Origin of the sequence: Sinomonas susongensis, assembly GCF_005877005.1 — a bacterium.
Classification (GTDB): domain Bacteria; phylum Actinomycetota; class Actinomycetes; order Actinomycetales; family Micrococcaceae; genus Sinomonas; species Sinomonas susongensis.
The window spans coordinates 122270-138387 of sequence record NZ_SSNH01000001.1 but is presented as its reverse complement, the minus strand read 5'-3'; the positions used below and the strand labels follow the sequence as shown (position 1 = coordinate 138387).

Below are 16118 nucleotides of genomic sequence, written 5' to 3'. Positions count from 1 at the left end.
TAGAATCGGCTTGGCTCAACGGGGCGCCGAAGCTCACCCAACACGGCCCGCCACCCCCCGGCCGGGCGCACCCACGCGGAAAGGCCCTGCATGAAGATCGGCATCCTCACCTCCGGCGGCGACTGCCCAGGCCTCAACGCCGTCATCCGCGGCGCCGTCCTCAAAGGAATCGCAGTGCACGGCCAGGAGTTCGTCGGCTACAGGGACGGCTGGCGGGGGGTCGTCGAGGGCGACATCATCGACATCCCCCGAACCATGGTCCGTGGCATCTCGAAGCAAGGCGGAACGATCCTCGGGACCTCCCGCACGAACCCGTTCGAGAACGGGGGCGGCCCGGAGGTCATCAAGGGCCACATGGACCGGCACGGGGTCGACGCGCTCATCGCGATCGGCGGCGAGGGGACCCTCGCCGCGGCGAAGCGCCTCACGGACGCAGGGATCAAGATCGTGGGTGTGCCGAAGACGATCGACAACGACCTCGACGCGACCGACTACACGTTCGGCTTCGATACGGCGGTCGAAATCGCCACCGAGGCGATCGATCGCCTCCGCACCACCGGGGAGTCCCACCACCGCTGCATGGTCGCCGAGGTCATGGGACGCCACGTGGGCTGGATCGCCCTCCATTCGGGCATGGCCTCGGGCGCCCACGCGATCCTCATCCCCGAGCAGCGCGTGAGCATCGACCAGATCGTCGAATGGGTCAAGCTGGCCCACGACCGTGGCCGTGCGCCCCTCGTCGTGGTCGCCGAGGGATTCACGACCGACACGATGGACGAGGCCCACTCGGAGAGGGGCCTGGACACGTTCGGACGCCCCCGCCTGGGTGGCATCGGAGAACGTCTCGCCCCCGAGATCGAGGCCCGCACGGGGATCGAGACCCGGGCCACGGTCCTCGGCCACATCCAGCGCGGCGGCGTTCCCACGGCGTTCGACCGCGTGCTCGCGACGCGCCTCGGCATGGCGGCGATCGACTCCGTGGTGGAGGGCCGCTGGGGCACGATGGTGTCGCTCAATGGCACCGATATCGTGCACGTCGGCTTCGAAGCCGCCCTCGGCCGGCTCAAGACCGTCCCCCAGGACCGGTACGACGAAGCCAGGGTCCTGTTCGGCTAGGAGGCAGATTGGGCCAGCCAGGCGGCGGGGCAGGCGAGATGAGGGACACCTTCCACGACGGCAGCCGAGGCATCGTCAGGCTTGCGTGGGCCCGCCGCCTGGGACTGCCGGACCTTTCCTTCTCGGACGACGGCGGCCGCCTCCTCGGGTGCCGCGACAGCGCCCGGGAGCTCGTCGCCGTCGAACTCTTCGGGCAGCTCGCCCTCGCGGGGCCGACCGAGCTCGTGAAGGCGGCGGCCGACCTCCCCGATGAGGACCTGCTGGGTGGCAGCGCGCTCCTTCGGGCCGCCGGCCCCGGCGCCCATGCGCTCAGCACCGCGGTGCTCGGTTTCGCCGACGACCTTCCCCTCTTCCAGCCCGACACCGAGCCCGAGGTATCCCGGGGGAACCCCGAGGCCATCGAGCTCGAGACCCGGTGCCCGCCCGACGACGTGAGTTCAGCCGGAATCGCGCGACGCGAGCACCGGTTCACCCTCATGCACGATGGGGCCCCGGTGGCCTGCGCCGCCTACACGGTCCGCGAGGGCCTCCTCGCGGACCTCGGGATCCTCGTGGCTCCCGGTTTCCGGCAACGGGGCCTCGGCACCTTCATGGCGCGCCTCGTGGCCCACGAGGCGCTTGCGGAAGGGTTCATCGTGCAGGTCGAGGCCCAGGAGCAGAACGTGGGTGCGCTCCGGCTCGCGGATTCCGCCGGCATCGCGCCCTCGGGTCGCGTCGCGTCGGTCAGGCTCCGGGATCGCTGACGCTCCTGGGCGGGCGACTACGGGGCGAACGGTGACAACGGCGCGAGGCACCTGTCAGCGCGTCAGTGCCCGAATTCGTTCGGGTCCGCCGCGCTCGGTCCGGTCCCGTCGAGGGCGTCGAGGCTCCGGATCTCCTCCGGAGTGAGATCGAAGCCGAAGACGGCAAGGTTCGCCTCGAGCCGCTCTCGGGACGCCGACTTCGGGATCGCGACGAGCCCCTGCTGCGTGTGCCAGCGCAGGACCGCCTGGGCCGGCGACACCCCGTGCGCCTCGGCGACGGCCACGACCGCTGGCTCGGAGAGCAGATCCTGGCCCCGGCCGATCGGGCTGTACGACTCCGTCACGATCGCGTGCGCCTGGTGGTAGGCGCGGGCACGGTCCTGGACCCAGTACGGGCTGAGCTGGATCTGGTCGACGTCGGGGCCGATGCCCGTCGCGCCGATGATCTTCTCGAGGTGCTCGGGCGTGAAGTTCGAGACTCCGATCGAGCGCACCTTGCCCTGCTCGCGCAGCGCGAGGAGCCCCTCCCAGGCCTCGACGTACGTGCCTTGGTCCGGATTCGGCCAGTGGACGAGGAAGAGGTCGAGGTACTCGACTCCCAGGCGCCGGACCGCGTTCTCCCACGCCTCGCGCACTCCCTCGACGCTGTGCCACGCGCGGTTGAACTTCGTCGTGACGAAGACGTCCTCGCGGGGAAGGCCCGACCGGCGGATGCCCTCCCCCACGCCCTCCTCGTTGCCGTAGTTCTCCGCAGTGTCGACGTGCCTGTAGCCGAGCTCGAACGCCAGGGCGACAACGTCCGCCGCCTCCGCGTTGTCGAGGGGCCACGTCCCGAGGCCGAGCTGCGGGATTGAGTGTCCGGAAGCGAGCTGGATCATCGGTACCGAAGAAGTCATAGGCCCAGCCTAGGGGCGGTCGGCCTCCACAGGCGAGGGGGTCTCGGCGCCAGCCTCGGTGCTGGGCACTGCGGCGGCCTCGGCGCGACCGCCAGCGCTGGCCCACGCGGCCGGGCGAACCTTTGCGAAGAAGAGCGCCACGACGAAGCCGAGCGCGATCACGCCCGCCGGCAGGAGGATGGACTGGGCCATCGCCGTCGTGAAACCGCTCTGGATGAACGAAGGGAGGGGACCCGCCGCGAGGCTGCTCGTGCTCGCCGCCGAGCCGCCCGGCCGGGCAGGAAGGTCGGCCGCAAGCCGCGACTCCATGAGCGTCGCGATGGCCGCGCTCCCCAGTACCCCGCCGATCTGCCGGGTGGTGTTGTAGATGCCCGAGCCCGCTCCCGCCAGCTGCGGGGGGAGGTTGCGCGTCGCGAGGGTTGCGAGCGGACCCCAGATGCCCGCGTTCGCGAGGCCGAGGACGGCGCCGGGGATGAGGAGCATCCAGATCGGCTGGTCCGGGGTGAGGAGGACCGAGTACAGGACCAATGCCACGACGAACAGGAACATGCCCGCGATGTTCATGATCTTGGCGTGGCCCTTGTCCACGAGCTTCCCGGCGAAGGGCGCGAGACCGCCCGAGAGGACCGCCATCGGGATCATCATGAGAGCCGACTGTGTGGGCGTCATCCCGCGGACGAGCTGGTAGTAGAAGATCGTGGGAAGGCCGAACGAGGTCACGGTGAAGCCGACCGTCGTGATGCCGAGGTTCGCGATCGAGAAGTTGCGGTCGCGGAAGAGGCCCAGCGGCACGAGGGGCTCCGCCTTGTTGACTGCCTGCCAGACGACGAAGAGGGCCATGATGACGATGCCGGCAATGATGAGCCCCCAGACCGTGATGGGACCGGTGATCGTCCCCCACGAGTAGGTCTGGCCCTCCTGGATGCCGAACACGATGAGGAACATCGCGAGGCCGCTCAGGGCCACGCCGAGCCAGTCGAAGCGGTGTGCGTGCGTCCGGAGCTTGGGCACGAGTCGCCACGCGAGGATGAAGCCAACGATGCCGACCGGGATGTTGATGAAGAAGACCCATTCCCAGCCCAGGCCGTCCACGAGGAGGCCGCCGAGGATCGGGCCGACGAGCATCGCGACGCCCGCCGTCGAGCCCCACACGCTCATGGCCGCGCCGCGCCGTTCGGGCGGGAAGATGCGGGTGATGACCGCCATGGTCTGCGGCGTCATGAGGGCGGCGCCGATGCCCTGCACGACGCGGGCCGTGATGAGCGACGCGATGCTGCCGGACAGGCCGCACCACAGTGACGCGAGCGTGAAGACGACGAGGCCTGCGAGGTACACATTCTTGGGGCCGAGGCGATCGCCGAGCCGCCCCGTGATCAGCAGGGGCACGACGTACGAGAGCAGGTACGCACTCGTGACCCAGATGACCTCATTGATGTCCGCACCGAGACCCCGCATGATCGCGGGGTTCGCGACCGAAACGATGGTCGTGTCGATGAGGATCATGAAGAACCCTATGACGAGGGACCACAGGGCGGCCCAAGGCCGTTCGACTTTTTCCACCGGACTAGCGTCTCACTTCCTGGGGACAGCTTCGGTCCGCAGGAGTCCGTCTCAAGTGAACAGGAGACGAAACTCACAGGCCGAAGCGTTGGAGGAGCTCCTCACGGCCGAACATCTGCGCGGCCTGACGAGCGGAGGGAGTTCCGGAATCGGGATCGGCTCCGAACTCGAGCAGGGCGTCGACGACGTCGACGTACCCCTTGAAGACGGCACCAGCGAGCGGCGTCTGGCCGCGGTCGTTGGGCGCCCGGACGTCTGCGCCGTGCTCCCCGAGGAGGCGCACGATGCCCGCGTGGCCGTGGTACGCGGCCAGCATGATGAGGGAATCCCCGGACTGGTTGGCGAGCGACGACGGCGCGCCGGCCCCGAGGTAGGCGCGCAGCGTCGCCTCGTCCCCGGCCCGCGCGGCCTCGAACAGGCGCGTTGCGAGCTCGATGACGTCGGCGTCCGGCTGGGCAGCACGGGTCACTCCGTCGGCCTGCTGCGGCTCGTCGCCTGCTCCTGGCCTCACGGGTGGCCGCGCAGGAGGCCGGCGGGACGGTGGACGACCTGCCCGGCGTCGGGGGCCACGATGATCTCCTGGGACGCGGCGTATTCCTCGCCCTCCGCCTCCCCGCGGACCACGAGGGTCACCCGCGGGTCGGTGCTGCGCTTGACGACAGCGAGGGCGATCGGACCCATCTCGTAGTGGAGCGCCGCCGAGGTGACCCGCCCGACCTGCTTCTCGCCGCCGTCGTCCGCGGCCTGGAAGACCGGGCTGCCGACCGCGGGAAGCGTGTGCGCGGAGCCGTCCAGCTGGAGCATGACGAGCCGCCGCGGAGGGTGCCCGAGGTTGTGGACGCGCGCGACCGTCTCCTGGCCTTTGTAGCAGCCCTTGGAAAGATGGACGGCGGTGCGCAGGAGGTCGAGCTCATGCGGGATGGCCTTGTCGTCCGTCTCGAACCCCATCCGCGGACGCCACGCGGCGATGCGCAGCGCCTCTGCCGCCATCGAGCCCGCGAGGCCCAGCCCGTCGGCGTCGAGCGCGGCGGCAGCCTCCTCGAGCCGGTCAGCCGGGACGAGGTGCTCGAACCACGGACGGTCGAGGCCCGGGTGGACCTCCTCCGGCACCGGCGCGTAGCTGTAGCCGCCGGGAGCGATCCTAGGCCACGGGTCCTCCCACACGGGGCCGGCTCCTGGGACCGCGGAAAGCGCCTCGAGCCTGCGCGTCGCGCCCAGCACGCCCCAGTCGTCGCTCACATCGGCGACCTCGACGCGCAGCATGAACCGCATCGAGTTGAGCCACGCTGCGAGGCCTTCAGCCTCAGCTGCCTCGACGAGGAGCCACGCCCGCTCGCCGTCGTCGACGATCCGCGCGTCGTACTCGATGCGGCCCTGGATGCTCAGGAGGAGCAGCTCCGCCGACTGCCCGGGGACGAGCCCCGAGACCTGCTGTGACGAGAGCGTGGTCAGCCAGGTGAGCCTGTCCGGCCCCGCGACGGTCACGACGCCCCGGAATGAGAGGTCGACGGCGGCGCTCCCCTCGGCGAGCGCACGCTGCTCACGGGACGGGTCGCCGTAGTGGGCGGCGACGCCGGCATCGGCTCGGGACGCAGCGACGGCGCCCGGCCGTCGGAGGAGGGGGGATGCGAAGCTCATGACAGTGACAACGTCCAGACGTCCCGATTCAGTCCGCCGCGGCGGGAAAATCTCGCACCGGGCCCAGTGGGCCGGTCATTCCGCCCGCTGGCGCGGCGTTTCGGGCGGCGCGACGCGGCTCAGGATGGCGGAGGCGTGCGGGGCGAGGGGCGAGCCGCCGGAGGCGACGTCCCAACGCCAGAACAGGTCCCCGTTCACGAGCCCGAAGATCCGCGTTGCGGCGGAGTAGTCGTGGCTGTGCGCCCCCCGCATGACGGCGTCTGTGCTGAGGTGGATCTGGGGGCCCTTGATCTGGCCGTAGTACAGCTCCGCGATGCCTCCTGGGTGGAGGATCGTGACGGCGATGTCGAAGCCCCCGTCGGAGTTGCGGAGGCGTTCGACCTCCTCGGCGGACTTGTAGGCCGGCACGATGTCGGCAGGCGTCAGGCCCGGGCCGCCGTCCGCGTCCTGCAGCGGGCGGTCCAGCTGCCAGTAGCCGGTCTCGACAGAGAGCGGGCGCAGCTTTGCGCCGCTCTCGTCGCAGAGCCAGCTCTCGGCGGTGTACTCGAGGTAGGGGAAGCCGTGCTGCGCGAAAGTGACGTGCTGCCCGAAGTGCTCGTCGCCCGCCTCCCCCGCCCCGAGACGCCCGCGGCCCTCCCACTCCCCGATGAGCCACGACAGCGGGACGAGCTCGGGGGTGAGTCCGGTGGGGATCTCCATGGGCACAGTGGGCTCCGCGAAGGTCAGCGCTGGCCGCGGAACAGGCCGAGGATCGCGTACACGGCGAACCAGGCCATCGAGATGCCGGCGATCACGAGGAGGACGAGGAAGAGGATTTCCCAGGCAAGAACAGACATAGCGCCATCGTAACCCGTCCTCCCGACCACCCTTTCGCATGACGGTCCAGCATCACGGTGAGGCCATGACAGCCGGGCGGGAGGGTCAAAAGTGACCGCCGGCCAGGAGGGGGCGGTCAGTAGATGAGGAGCTTGTCGATGAAGTAGGCCAGCGAACCCACGGCGAGCACCGGTCCGAGGGCGAGCGCGACGAGGCCCGCCCTGGGCATGGGCCGCAGACGCGTGCGGTTGAGGCGACGCACGGCCGCAAGCACGGCGCCGATGAGGACGCCTGCGATCGTGGCCGGGATCACGGTCACGCCCGTGAGCACGAGTGCTGCGAGGGGCGCCGCGAGCCCCGCGAAGACGATCGCGAAGGGCGCGACGATCGTGTCCGGCCAGTTGATCGCGCCGACGAGGAGTGCCACGGCGGTGCTGATGCCCGCGACGAGGAGCATCGAGCCCATGCCGGTGAGCCGGGCGGTCGCGATCCAGCCGGCGCCGAGGGCGCAGAGGAGGACGCCGGAGCTCGCCCCGAGCGTCGACTCGAGCCGGTGGGACTGCCCCGTCCCGCGGATCAGCTGGACGAGGACGATGGCCATGAATCCCACCGCGATGATGCTGGGTGTCCAGTAGAGGTATTCGGGGCCGCTGACTGCCGCGGCTGCAATCCCGGAGGCGGCGCCCGCGAGCGCGAGGATGGTGCCGTTGGTCCGCTTGGCCGGGATGCCGAGGAAGAAGGGCCACCCGAGGCCCGCGCCCGCGGAGAGCACGACGGCCACCGCCGCCTGGGCGAAAGGGCCGGCGAGGCTCGACACGACGAGCGCAAGCGTGCCCACCACGCCGATGCCCGCCGCCGTCGCGCCGCCGATCCACGTCTTCACACTGCCATCCTTCCATAGCCCTCCACGTATACTCGTCCAAATAGGAACGACCTGCCCGACGCTGTGCAGCCTGCTTTTCGGGAGGAACCATGTCGCACATCCTGCTGCTGACCAACAGCCGCGGCTCTTCGGTCGAGGTCCTCCCTGCTCTCGAACTCCTGAACCATCAGGTGCACATCCTCCCCGCCGAACCTACCGCCCTGCTCGACGCAGACCCCGCCGACGTCGTCTTCCTCGACGCGAGGAAGGACCTTGTCGGCGCGCGTTCGCTCACCCAGCTCCTCAAGGCCACGGGCCTGAGCGCCCCGCTCCTCCTGATCCTCACGGAAGGCGGCATGGCCGCCGTCTCGTCTGCGTGGGCCGTGGACGACATCGTCCTCGAATCGGCGGGGCCGGCCGAGATCGAAGCACGCATCCGCCTCGCCATGACCCGCTCCGCAAAGGCCGAGGAGCCCGAGACCGAGATCCGGGCGGCCGGCGTCGTCATCGACGAGGCGAGCTACACTGCCCGGGTTAACGGGGAGGCCCTCAACCTGACGTTCAAGGAGTTCGAGCTCCTCAAGTACCTAGCGCAGCATCCGGGACGCGTCTTCACGCGCCAGCAGCTCCTCACCGAGGTGTGGGGGTACGACTACTACGGCGGCACGCGAACGGTCGATGTGCACGTCCGGCGCCTCCGGGCCAAGCTCGGGCCAGACCACGAGGGCCTGATCGGCACGGTCCGCAACGTGGGGTACCGGCTCACGCTCACCCGGCTGAGCGAGGACGAGCTGAGCGACGCCTAGGACGTTTCGTCGCAAGAGGCCCCGCACCGATGGTGCGGGGCCTCTTGCATGAAGTGGAGGACATACGGGTCGAACGTATCGCGGCCACCCCACTGGTGGATCCCCCCGGCGCCGCTCTTCAGCGGCGAGCCTCCACTCTACACAGACGCGGGGAGCGACGCCAAACCGCCCATCGCTCCCCCGCATTCGCTAGCCTTGCTGCATGACGAGCGCATATCCCCAGGACTGGCCCGCCACCGTCGTCGAGGGACGCGTCCCCCGAGCCCTGTGGAGCGAGATCGAGGCACTCCTTGCCGCCGCCCAGGATTCGGACGGCACCCCGTCGCTCTCCGAGCAGACCACTGTGCTCATGCGGTCGCCCGAGACGAGGTCGGAGGAGATCGTGACGCTCGCCGTGCATGCGCTCGACGACAGCTCGGAAGCCGTGGCACCCCAGGACCTCGCCGGGGTGGCCGCCATCGCGTTCCAGCCTGACGGCTCGGGCGTCGTGGAGCTCGCCGTCCACCCGAACTACCGCAATCAGGGCGTCGGCGTTCGGCTCGTCGAGGCGATCCGTGAGCTGCGGGGATCCGCGGGCCAGGATGGGCTGACCGCGTGGTCGCATGGCAATCACGAGGCGGCTGCGGAACTGGCCGCGCTGTACGGGTACGTCCCGCTGCGCGAACTGTGGCGGATGGTCCTCGTCCATCACGCCGAGGGGCCGACCCCGGTCCTTCCCGAGGGCGTCAGGATCAGGAACTTCGTGCCGGGGCAGGACGAGGACGCCTGGCTCGATGCGAACCGGGCCGCCTTCGCGCATCACCCCGAGCAGGGGGCGCTCCGGCGGAGCGACCTCGAGGCCCGCATGGGCGAGCCCTGGTTCGATCCGGCGGGGTTCTTCCTCGCGGTCGACGGCGACGACCGCATCTTGGGCTTCCACTGGACGAAGGCGCATCCCGCCCACGGCGAGCACAAGGCGATCGGCGAGGTCTACGCCGTCGGCGTCGACCCGTCCGCGCAGGGCCGCGGCCTAGGGCTGGCCCTGACGCGGACGGGCATCGACTACCTTCACGCGAAGGGTCTCAAGACGATCATGCTGTACACGGACGCCGACAACGCGGCCGCCGTTGCCCTGTACCGCAAGCTCGGCTTCACGCTCTGGGACAAGGACGTGCTCTACGGGCCGGCTGGGCCGGCCGCAAAGTGAGCCAAAGGAACCGACATCACAGGTTCTATCCGGCGGGGGCCCTTGTAGGCTGGTCCCCGGACGACACGAGAGCTCCTGCGGAGGAACAGTGACCGAAGCCCAGAACGAGAGCCCTGCAGCACTGGCTCCGCAGGACCCTGAACTCGCCGCCGGGACCACGCGGACCGCCATACGGCCCAACGGGACCTCGCCCGTCTTCGGATCTTCGGAGGTGCCCGCCTCCCGGGCCACCGAGGACCGGATCGATATCCCCCAGTTCCTGCCGAGCCCTTCCCCCTCCGGGGAGATCGGGCCGGACCGCTTCCTGGACCGGGAGCTGAGCTGGCTTGCGTTCAACGCGCGCGTCCTCGAGCTCGCAGAGGACCCCGAGCTGTTCCTGCTCGAACGCGTGAACTTCCTCTCGATCTTCGCCTCGAACCTCGACGAGTTCTTCATGGTCCGAGTCGCGGGCCTCAAGCGCCGCATCGCCGCGGGCCTCGCCGTACCGTCCGCGTCGGGCCTCAGCCCGCACGAGGTCCTCGACCAGATCTCAGTTGCGGCCCACGAGCTCCAGGAGCGGCACTGCCGGGTCTTCGACGAGCAGATCCGGCCCGCCCTCTCGGAGGCCGGCATCCAGCTCGTCACGTGGGACGAGCTGGGCGATGCCGAGCACGAGCGGCTCAGCACGCTCTTCTCGGAGCAGGTCTTCCCCATCCTGACGCCGCTTGCCGTCGATCCGGCGCACCCGTTCCCCTACATCTCCGGGCTCTCGCTCAACCTCGCAGTCGTCGTGCGGAACCCGGTGAGCGACAAGGACCTCTTCGCCCGCCTCAAGGTGCCGGACCAGCTTCCGCGGCTCATCTCCGTCGACGGTCCGCGCGCCGGCACCGTCGCGGGGCGGCTCGCACGCTTCATCCCGCTCGAGGACCTCATCTCCGTGCACCTCGACCAGCTCTTCCCGGGCATGGAGGTCGTCGAGCACCACACGTTCCGTGTGACGCGCAACGAGGACCTCGAGGTCGAGGAGGACGACGCCGAGAACCTCCTCCAGGCGCTCGAGAAAGAACTCCTGCGCCGGCGGTTCGGGCCGCCCGTCCGCCTCGAGGTCACCACGGACATCAACCCGAACATCCGGGCGCTGCTCGTGCGGGAGCTCGGCGTCGACGAGGCCGAGGTGTACTCGCTCCCGGGGCCGCTCGACCTGCGGGGACTCGCGGTCATCAGCGCCATCGACCGGCCTGACCTCCACTACCCGAAGCAGCTCGCCCACACCTCCCGCTTCCTCAACGAGTCCGAGACCGCGAAGGCCGCGAACGTCTTCGCCGCGATGCGGCGCAGGGACATCCTCCTGCACCACCCCTACGATTCGTTCTCGACCTCGGTCCAGGCATTCCTCGAGCAGGCGGCTTCGGATCCCAAGGTCCAGGCCATCAAGCAGACCCTGTACCGCACCTCCGGCGACTCGCCGATCGTCGACGCCCTCATCGACGCCGCCGAAGCGGGCAAGCAGGTGCTCGCCCTCGTCGAGATCAAGGCCCGCTTCGACGAGCAGGCGAACATCTCATGGGCACGGAAGCTCGAGCAGGCCGGCGTACACGTGGTGTACGGCATCGTCGGCCTCAAGACGCACTGCAAGCTCTCGCTCGTCGTACGGCAGGAGAACGACGGGCTGCGCCGCTACTGCCACATCGGCACCGGCAACTACCACCCTCGGACCGCGCGCTACTACGAGGACCTCGGGCTCCTCACGTGCGACGAGCAGGTCGGCGAGGACCTTTCGAAACTCTTCAACCAGCTCTCGGGCTACGCGCCGAAGTCCACGTTCAAGCGCCTCCTCGTCGCCCCTCGCTCCGTGCGCTCGGGCCTCATCGACCGCATCGAGACCGAGATCAAGAACGCCCGCGCGGGGCTCCGGGCGCGAGTGGTCATCAAGGTCAACTCCATGGTCGACGAGGCCATCATCGACTCGCTCTACCGTGCCTCCCAGGCGGGCGTCAAGGTCGACATCATCGTCCGCGGCATCTGTTCGCTCAGGCCCGGCGTGCCCGGCCTGAGCGAGAACATCAAGGTCCGCTCGATCCTCGGCCGTTTCCTCGAGCACTCGCGGGTGTTCGGGTTCGCGAACGGTGGCAGCCCCGTCGTGTACATCGGCTCGGCCGACATGATGCACCGCAACCTGGACCGCCGCGTCGAGGCGCTCGTCCAGCTTCGGAACCGAGAGGACATCAACGACCTCATCTCCCTCCTGGACCGCTACCTCGACGACGGCACGTCGAGCTGGCACCTCGACCAGACCGGCACGTGGACGCGCCACCACGTCGATGCGGAGGGCCGCTCCCTCCAGGACATCCAGTCCTGGCTGCTCGCGTCCCGCGCCCGCCAGCGGTCCTCGTCCCTGCGGTGACCATGGCGGATCAACCGCGCACTGCCGAGGAGGACGACGTCCTCGGCGAGCCAGTCGCGGTCTACGCGGCGGGCGGCCTCCCCTGGCGCATCCGCTCCGGGGAACTCGAGGTGCTCCTGATCCACCGGCCCCGCTACGACGACTGGTCCTGGCCGAAGGGGAAGCAGGACCGCGGGGAGACCATGCCCGAGTGCGCGGCCCGTGAAGTGCGCGAGGAGATTGGCCTCGGGGAGCCGTTCGGCGTCCCGCTCCCCGCGACGAGCTACCACGTCGCCGCCGGGCTCAAGGTCGTGCACTACTGGGCGGTCAAGGTGCCGCCGGGCGCCGCCGTCCGCCCTGACGGCAGCGAGGTCGATTCGGTGCACTGGTGCGGGGTCGAGGAGGCTGCGGCCCTGCTCACGAACCCGACCGACGTCCTGCCCCTGCGCTGGCTCGCAGAGTGCCACCGGCGCGGAGAGCTCGACACGATCCCCCTCATCCTGCTGCGGCACGCGAAGGCGAAGCCCCGCGGTTCGTGGACCAAGGCCGAGGGCGACCGGACCCTGGCAGCCTCCGGCGTCCGGCAGGCAGCCGCCGTCGCCCGGCTCCTCACGGTGTGGCGGCCGAAGCGGGTTGTCACGAGCCCCTGGCGGCGCTGTGTCGACACTGTCCAGCCGTACATCGCAGCCTCCAAGGGCTCGGTGAAGGTCCGTCTCAACGAGAAGCTCACCGAGGCCGCGCACAGGAGGCGGCCCGAGAAGTCGGCCGCGATCGTGGGGAAGCTCTTCGACCGGCGGACCAGCGGGCTCATCTGCACTCACCGGCCCGTGCTCCCAACCCTCATCAAGGCATTCGCAGAGCGGTGCGAGCCGGGCATCGAGAGCGAACTTCCCGCCGAGGACCCCTACCTCGCGGCCGGCGAGATGCTCGTGTTCCACGTGACCGTCGAGGGAACGCCGCAGGTCGTCGCCGTCGAGCAGGTCAAGCCATTCGAGGACTGACCTTCCGCAACCGCGGCCGACCCTAGGTAGGCTTGAGCCATGCCCACCCCGACCCGCATCGCCACGCCCTACGAGGACCTCCTGCGGGATGTGCTCGAGCACGGAACCCACAAGTCGGACAGGACAGGCACGGGGACGCGCAGCGTATTCGGGCGCCAGATCCGCTTCGACCTCGCTCAGGGCTTCCCGCTCGTGACCACGAAGCGCGTGCACTTCAAGTCCGTCGCAGTCGAGCTCCTGTGGTTCCTGCGAGGCGACTCCAACGTGCGCTGGCTGCAGGAGCAGGGGGTCACCATCTGGGACGAGTGGGCCGACGACGACGGCGAGCTCGGCCCCGTCTACGGCGTCCAGTGGCGCTCGTGGCCGACCCCGGACGGCGAGCACATCGACCAGATCGCGGCGGTCATGGAGTCGCTGCGGAGCAATCCGGATTCCCGGCGGCATATCGTCTCGGCGTGGAACGTCGCCGAGATCTCGAAGATGGCGCTCCCGCCGTGCCACGCGTTCTTCCAGTTCTATGTCGAGCCGGGGCGCGACGGCGAGCCGGGCCGGCTCTCGTGCCAGCTCTACCAGCGCAGCGCCGACATGTTCCTCGGCGTGCCGTTCAACATCGCCTCGTACGCGCTGCTGACCCACCTCATGGCTCAGCAGCTGGGCTTGGGTGTGGGGGACTTCGTCTGGACGGGCGGGGACTGCCACATCTACGAGACCCATCTCGAGCAGGTGCGCGAGCAGCTCTCCCGCGAGCCGTATCCGTACCCGAGACTTCGCCTCGCACGGAAGCCCGAGAGCATCTTCGACTACCGCTTCGAGGACTTCGAGCTCGTCGACTACCGCCACCATCCCGCCATCAAAGCTCCCGTGTCGGTATGAGGGAGGGCGGAATGAGCCCTGACACCTACGGCTTCTCTCCGCAGGACGCCAACGGGACGCGCGGCGTCGGCCTCGTATGGGCGCAGACGCTGGGAGGGGTCATCGGCCGGGATGGCACGATGCCGTGGCACGTGCCGGAGGACCTCGCGCACTTCGCCTCGCTCACGCGCGGCCACCCCGTCGTCATGGGGCGCCGGACCTGGGATTCGATCCCGCCCAGGTACCGGCCGTTCCAGGGCCGGACGAACGTCGTCGTGACCCGGCGGGAAGGCTGGGAGGCGGAGGGCGCCGTCGTCGTCCATTCGCTCCCCGACGCCCTCGCCCGTGCCGCCGCAGAGCCCGGCGGCGAGCGCATCTGGCTCATCGGGGGCGGCGAGCTGTTCGAGCAGGCCCTCGCCCTCGGCGCCGTGGAGACCGCCGTCGTGACGCTCCTCGACCTCGAAGTCGACGGCGACACGAAGGCACCCGTCCTCGGCCCGGAATGGCGGCCTGTGTGGGCCGAACCGGCCGAGGACGGGTGGCAGGAGTCGCGGAGCGGGATCCGCTATCGGATCACGGTCTTCCGCCGCTGACCGGAACCTCCGCTAGCCCGCAGCCCGTGGCCGTGCGCCGGGAGCCAGCTCTTCGGCGTTCTCGAACTCGAACTCGTCCTCGCCAACGGCGGCCTCGATGTCCTCGCGCTTCATCGCCAGGCCAACGGCGTAGTAGAAGATCACGAGGGCGTAGCCGACCACGAACAGGATGTCGACCCATTCCGGGAGGATGTTGAGGGCGCCCGTCCCGTAGCGGCCCAGCAGCCCGAGCACGAGCAGCCCGATGAGCCACGGCCAGATCCAGGACGCCGCCCGCCAGTCGAGGTCGCGCCGCTCGCGGAGGGACTTCGAGCGCCGGAGGGCGATCTCGAAGATGATCCGGCCGATGAGGATCGCCGTCAGGAGCTTCCAGATCGCCTCGAAGCCCGACCAGTAGATGATGAGGTTCGCGGCGACGAAGCCGAACGGCGTGAGGACCTTGGGCCACGGGACCCGGTACGGATGCTCGCGGCCCGCGTGCTGCCGGATGAGCGCCTCGAGCGAGACTGGGGCGAAGGCGTACATGATCGCCGTCGCGTCCGTCACGAGCCCGACGAGGGACTGCCAGCTCGGGAACGGCAGCAGCGCGATGAGCCCGATGATGAACGAGAGCACAATGGACGCCCACGGGACGCCGCGCCGGCTGACCCGCGTCAGCGCCGAGGGAAGGGCGTCGTCCTCGCCGAGCGCATAGGAGATGCGGGCCGACGTGCCGACGTACACGAGGCCCGTGCCCGCGGGCGAGACGACGGCGTCGATGAGGAGGATCGTCGCGAGCCAGCCAGCGCCGGCCGCGATGGCGAGGTCGTAGTACGGGCCATACGCACCCGCACCGAGGGGGTTGTCCCAGCTCTTCGCGATGTTCGCGGGGTCCAGGGCCCCGATGAATGCGACCTCGAGGAGGATGTAGATCGCGGCCCCCAAGAACATCGCGATGATGATGGCCCTCGCAACGTCCTTCTTCGGATTCCGCGCCTCGCCCGCCATCTGTGCGGCCTGCTCGAAGCCCTGGAGGGCGAAGACGACCCCGAGCGGCAGCGCCGCGAAGATGCCGTGGACGCCGTTGGGGGCGAAGCCGCCCGCCCCGTTGACGAAGTTGCCCGGGTGGAACCGGAGGAAGATGATCACGATGATCGCCAGGATCGGGACCGCCGTCTTCCAGATCACGAGGACGACGTTGCTGTCCGAGAGCCACTTCGCGCCCATGAGGTTGATGACCGTGAACAGCGCAAGGGCCAGGGCCGCTATGAGCAGGCCGAGCGGCGTGAGGGTCGAATCCGGGTTGACCATCTTGATCCCCGACGCCCACGGCGCACTCTCGAGGTACGTGATGCTGCCCTCGACCTCGATCGGTGCGATCGTCACAGCCTGGAGGTAGCCGGCCCACCCTGCCGTGAACCCCGCGAGGGCACCGAACGCATAGTACGGATAGCGGGCCGTCCCGCCCGCGACCGGGTAGGCCGCGCCGAGATCGGCGTGGATGAGGGCGAGGACCACGAGAAGGATCGCGGCGAGGAGCCACGAGACCAGCGAGGCGGGACCGGCAGACTTCGCGGCCCCGAGGGCACCGAGGAGCCATCCCGAGCCGATGATGGATCCGAGGGAAACGAACAGCAGCCCCCAGAATCCGACCACCCGTTTGAGGGCGTGGCCGCGATGGGTGCTGACAACTTCTTGGGTCATGTGG

Annotated in this window: 15 protein-coding genes; 8 read left to right on the top strand and 7 right to left on the bottom strand. The window is 69.6% G+C overall.

All coding sequences use genetic code 11. The features are described 5' to 3' along the window. Positions 1-90: 90 nt before the first annotated feature. Positions 91-1116: a 6-phosphofructokinase gene (locus E6A21_RS00635; protein WP_138442193.1), complete on the top strand. Its 1026-nt coding sequence runs from the start codon at positions 91-93 to the stop codon at positions 1114-1116. A gap of 8 nt (positions 1117-1124) precedes the next feature. Then, complete coding sequence (locus E6A21_RS00630; protein ID WP_246036110.1) at positions 1125-1859, top strand: GNAT family N-acetyltransferase; 735 nt, start codon at positions 1125-1127, stop codon at positions 1857-1859. A gap of 62 nt (positions 1860-1921) precedes the next feature. On the opposite strand, the gene E6A21_RS00625 is transcribed toward E6A21_RS00630, so the two are convergent. The 6 genes from E6A21_RS00625 to E6A21_RS00600 form a co-directional block, all read right to left on the bottom strand. Beyond that, positions 1922-2755: an aldo/keto reductase gene (locus E6A21_RS00625; RefSeq protein WP_138442191.1), complete on the bottom strand. Its 834-nt coding sequence runs from the start codon at positions 2753-2755 to the stop codon at positions 1922-1924. 9 nt (positions 2756-2764) lie between these two features. Next, positions 2765-4315, bottom strand: a complete 1551-nt coding sequence (locus E6A21_RS00620; protein WP_138442189.1) for a DHA2 family efflux MFS transporter permease subunit — start codon at positions 4313-4315, stop codon at positions 2765-2767. 73 nt (positions 4316-4388) lie between these two features. Beyond that, complete coding sequence (locus E6A21_RS00615; protein ID WP_425471489.1) at positions 4389-4826, bottom strand: ankyrin repeat domain-containing protein; 438 nt, start codon at positions 4824-4826, stop codon at positions 4389-4391. Further along, on the bottom strand, positions 4823-5953 hold the full coding sequence (ygfZ, locus tag E6A21_RS00610; RefSeq protein ID WP_138442187.1) for a CAF17-like 4Fe-4S cluster assembly/insertion protein YgfZ: 1131 nt from the start codon (positions 5951-5953) through the stop codon (positions 4823-4825). The genes E6A21_RS00615 and ygfZ overlap by 4 nt, the downstream gene beginning before the upstream one ends. 75 nt (positions 5954-6028) lie before the next feature. Next, complete coding sequence (locus E6A21_RS00605) at positions 6029-6658, bottom strand: nitrobindin family protein (RefSeq protein WP_138442185.1); 630 nt, start codon at positions 6656-6658, stop codon at positions 6029-6031. A gap of 247 nt (positions 6659-6905) precedes the next feature. After that, a complete protein-coding gene (locus tag E6A21_RS00600; RefSeq protein WP_138442183.1) occupies positions 6906-7652 on the bottom strand; it encodes a permease in 747 nt (248 codons plus the stop codon). 89 nt (positions 7653-7741) lie between these two features. Between E6A21_RS00600 and E6A21_RS00595 the strand changes: the two genes are divergently transcribed. From E6A21_RS00595 to E6A21_RS00570, 6 genes are all read left to right on the top strand, one after another. Next, positions 7742-8437: a winged helix-turn-helix transcriptional regulator gene (locus E6A21_RS00595; protein ID WP_138442181.1), complete on the top strand. Its 696-nt coding sequence runs from the start codon at positions 7742-7744 to the stop codon at positions 8435-8437. A gap of 202 nt (positions 8438-8639) precedes the next feature. Next, entirely contained in the window at positions 8640-9623 is a 984-nt protein-coding gene (gene mshD, locus E6A21_RS00590) for a mycothiol synthase (RefSeq protein ID WP_138442179.1), read from the top strand. A 169-nt stretch (positions 9624-9792) separates the two neighbouring features. Continuing rightward, positions 9793-12006 (top strand): RNA degradosome polyphosphate kinase, encoded by a 2214-nt coding sequence (locus E6A21_RS00585; protein WP_138442648.1) that lies wholly within the window; start codon positions 9793-9795, stop codon positions 12004-12006. Between the two features lie 2 nt (positions 12007-12008). Then, the gene (locus tag E6A21_RS00580; RefSeq protein WP_138442177.1) at positions 12009-12986 is read left to right on the top strand and encodes an NUDIX hydrolase; all 978 of its coding nucleotides are present in this window, start codon (positions 12009-12011) and stop codon (positions 12984-12986) included. A 39-nt stretch (positions 12987-13025) separates the two neighbouring features. Beyond that, positions 13026-13859 carry a thymidylate synthase gene (locus E6A21_RS00575; RefSeq protein ID WP_138442175.1) on the top strand — a complete coding sequence of 278 codons (834 nt, stop codon included), beginning with the start codon at positions 13026-13028 and terminating at the stop codon, positions 13857-13859. A gap of 11 nt (positions 13860-13870) precedes the next feature. After that, positions 13871-14431: a dihydrofolate reductase gene (locus tag E6A21_RS00570; protein WP_138442173.1), complete on the top strand. Its 561-nt coding sequence runs from the start codon at positions 13871-13873 to the stop codon at positions 14429-14431. A 12-nt stretch (positions 14432-14443) separates the two neighbouring features. Here the strand turns inward: E6A21_RS00570 and E6A21_RS00565 are convergent, their stop codons facing one another. Further along, on the bottom strand, positions 14444-16114 hold the full coding sequence (locus E6A21_RS00565) for an APC family permease (RefSeq protein ID WP_138442171.1): 1671 nt from the start codon (positions 16112-16114) through the stop codon (positions 14444-14446). Positions 16115-16118 lie beyond the last annotated feature (4 nt).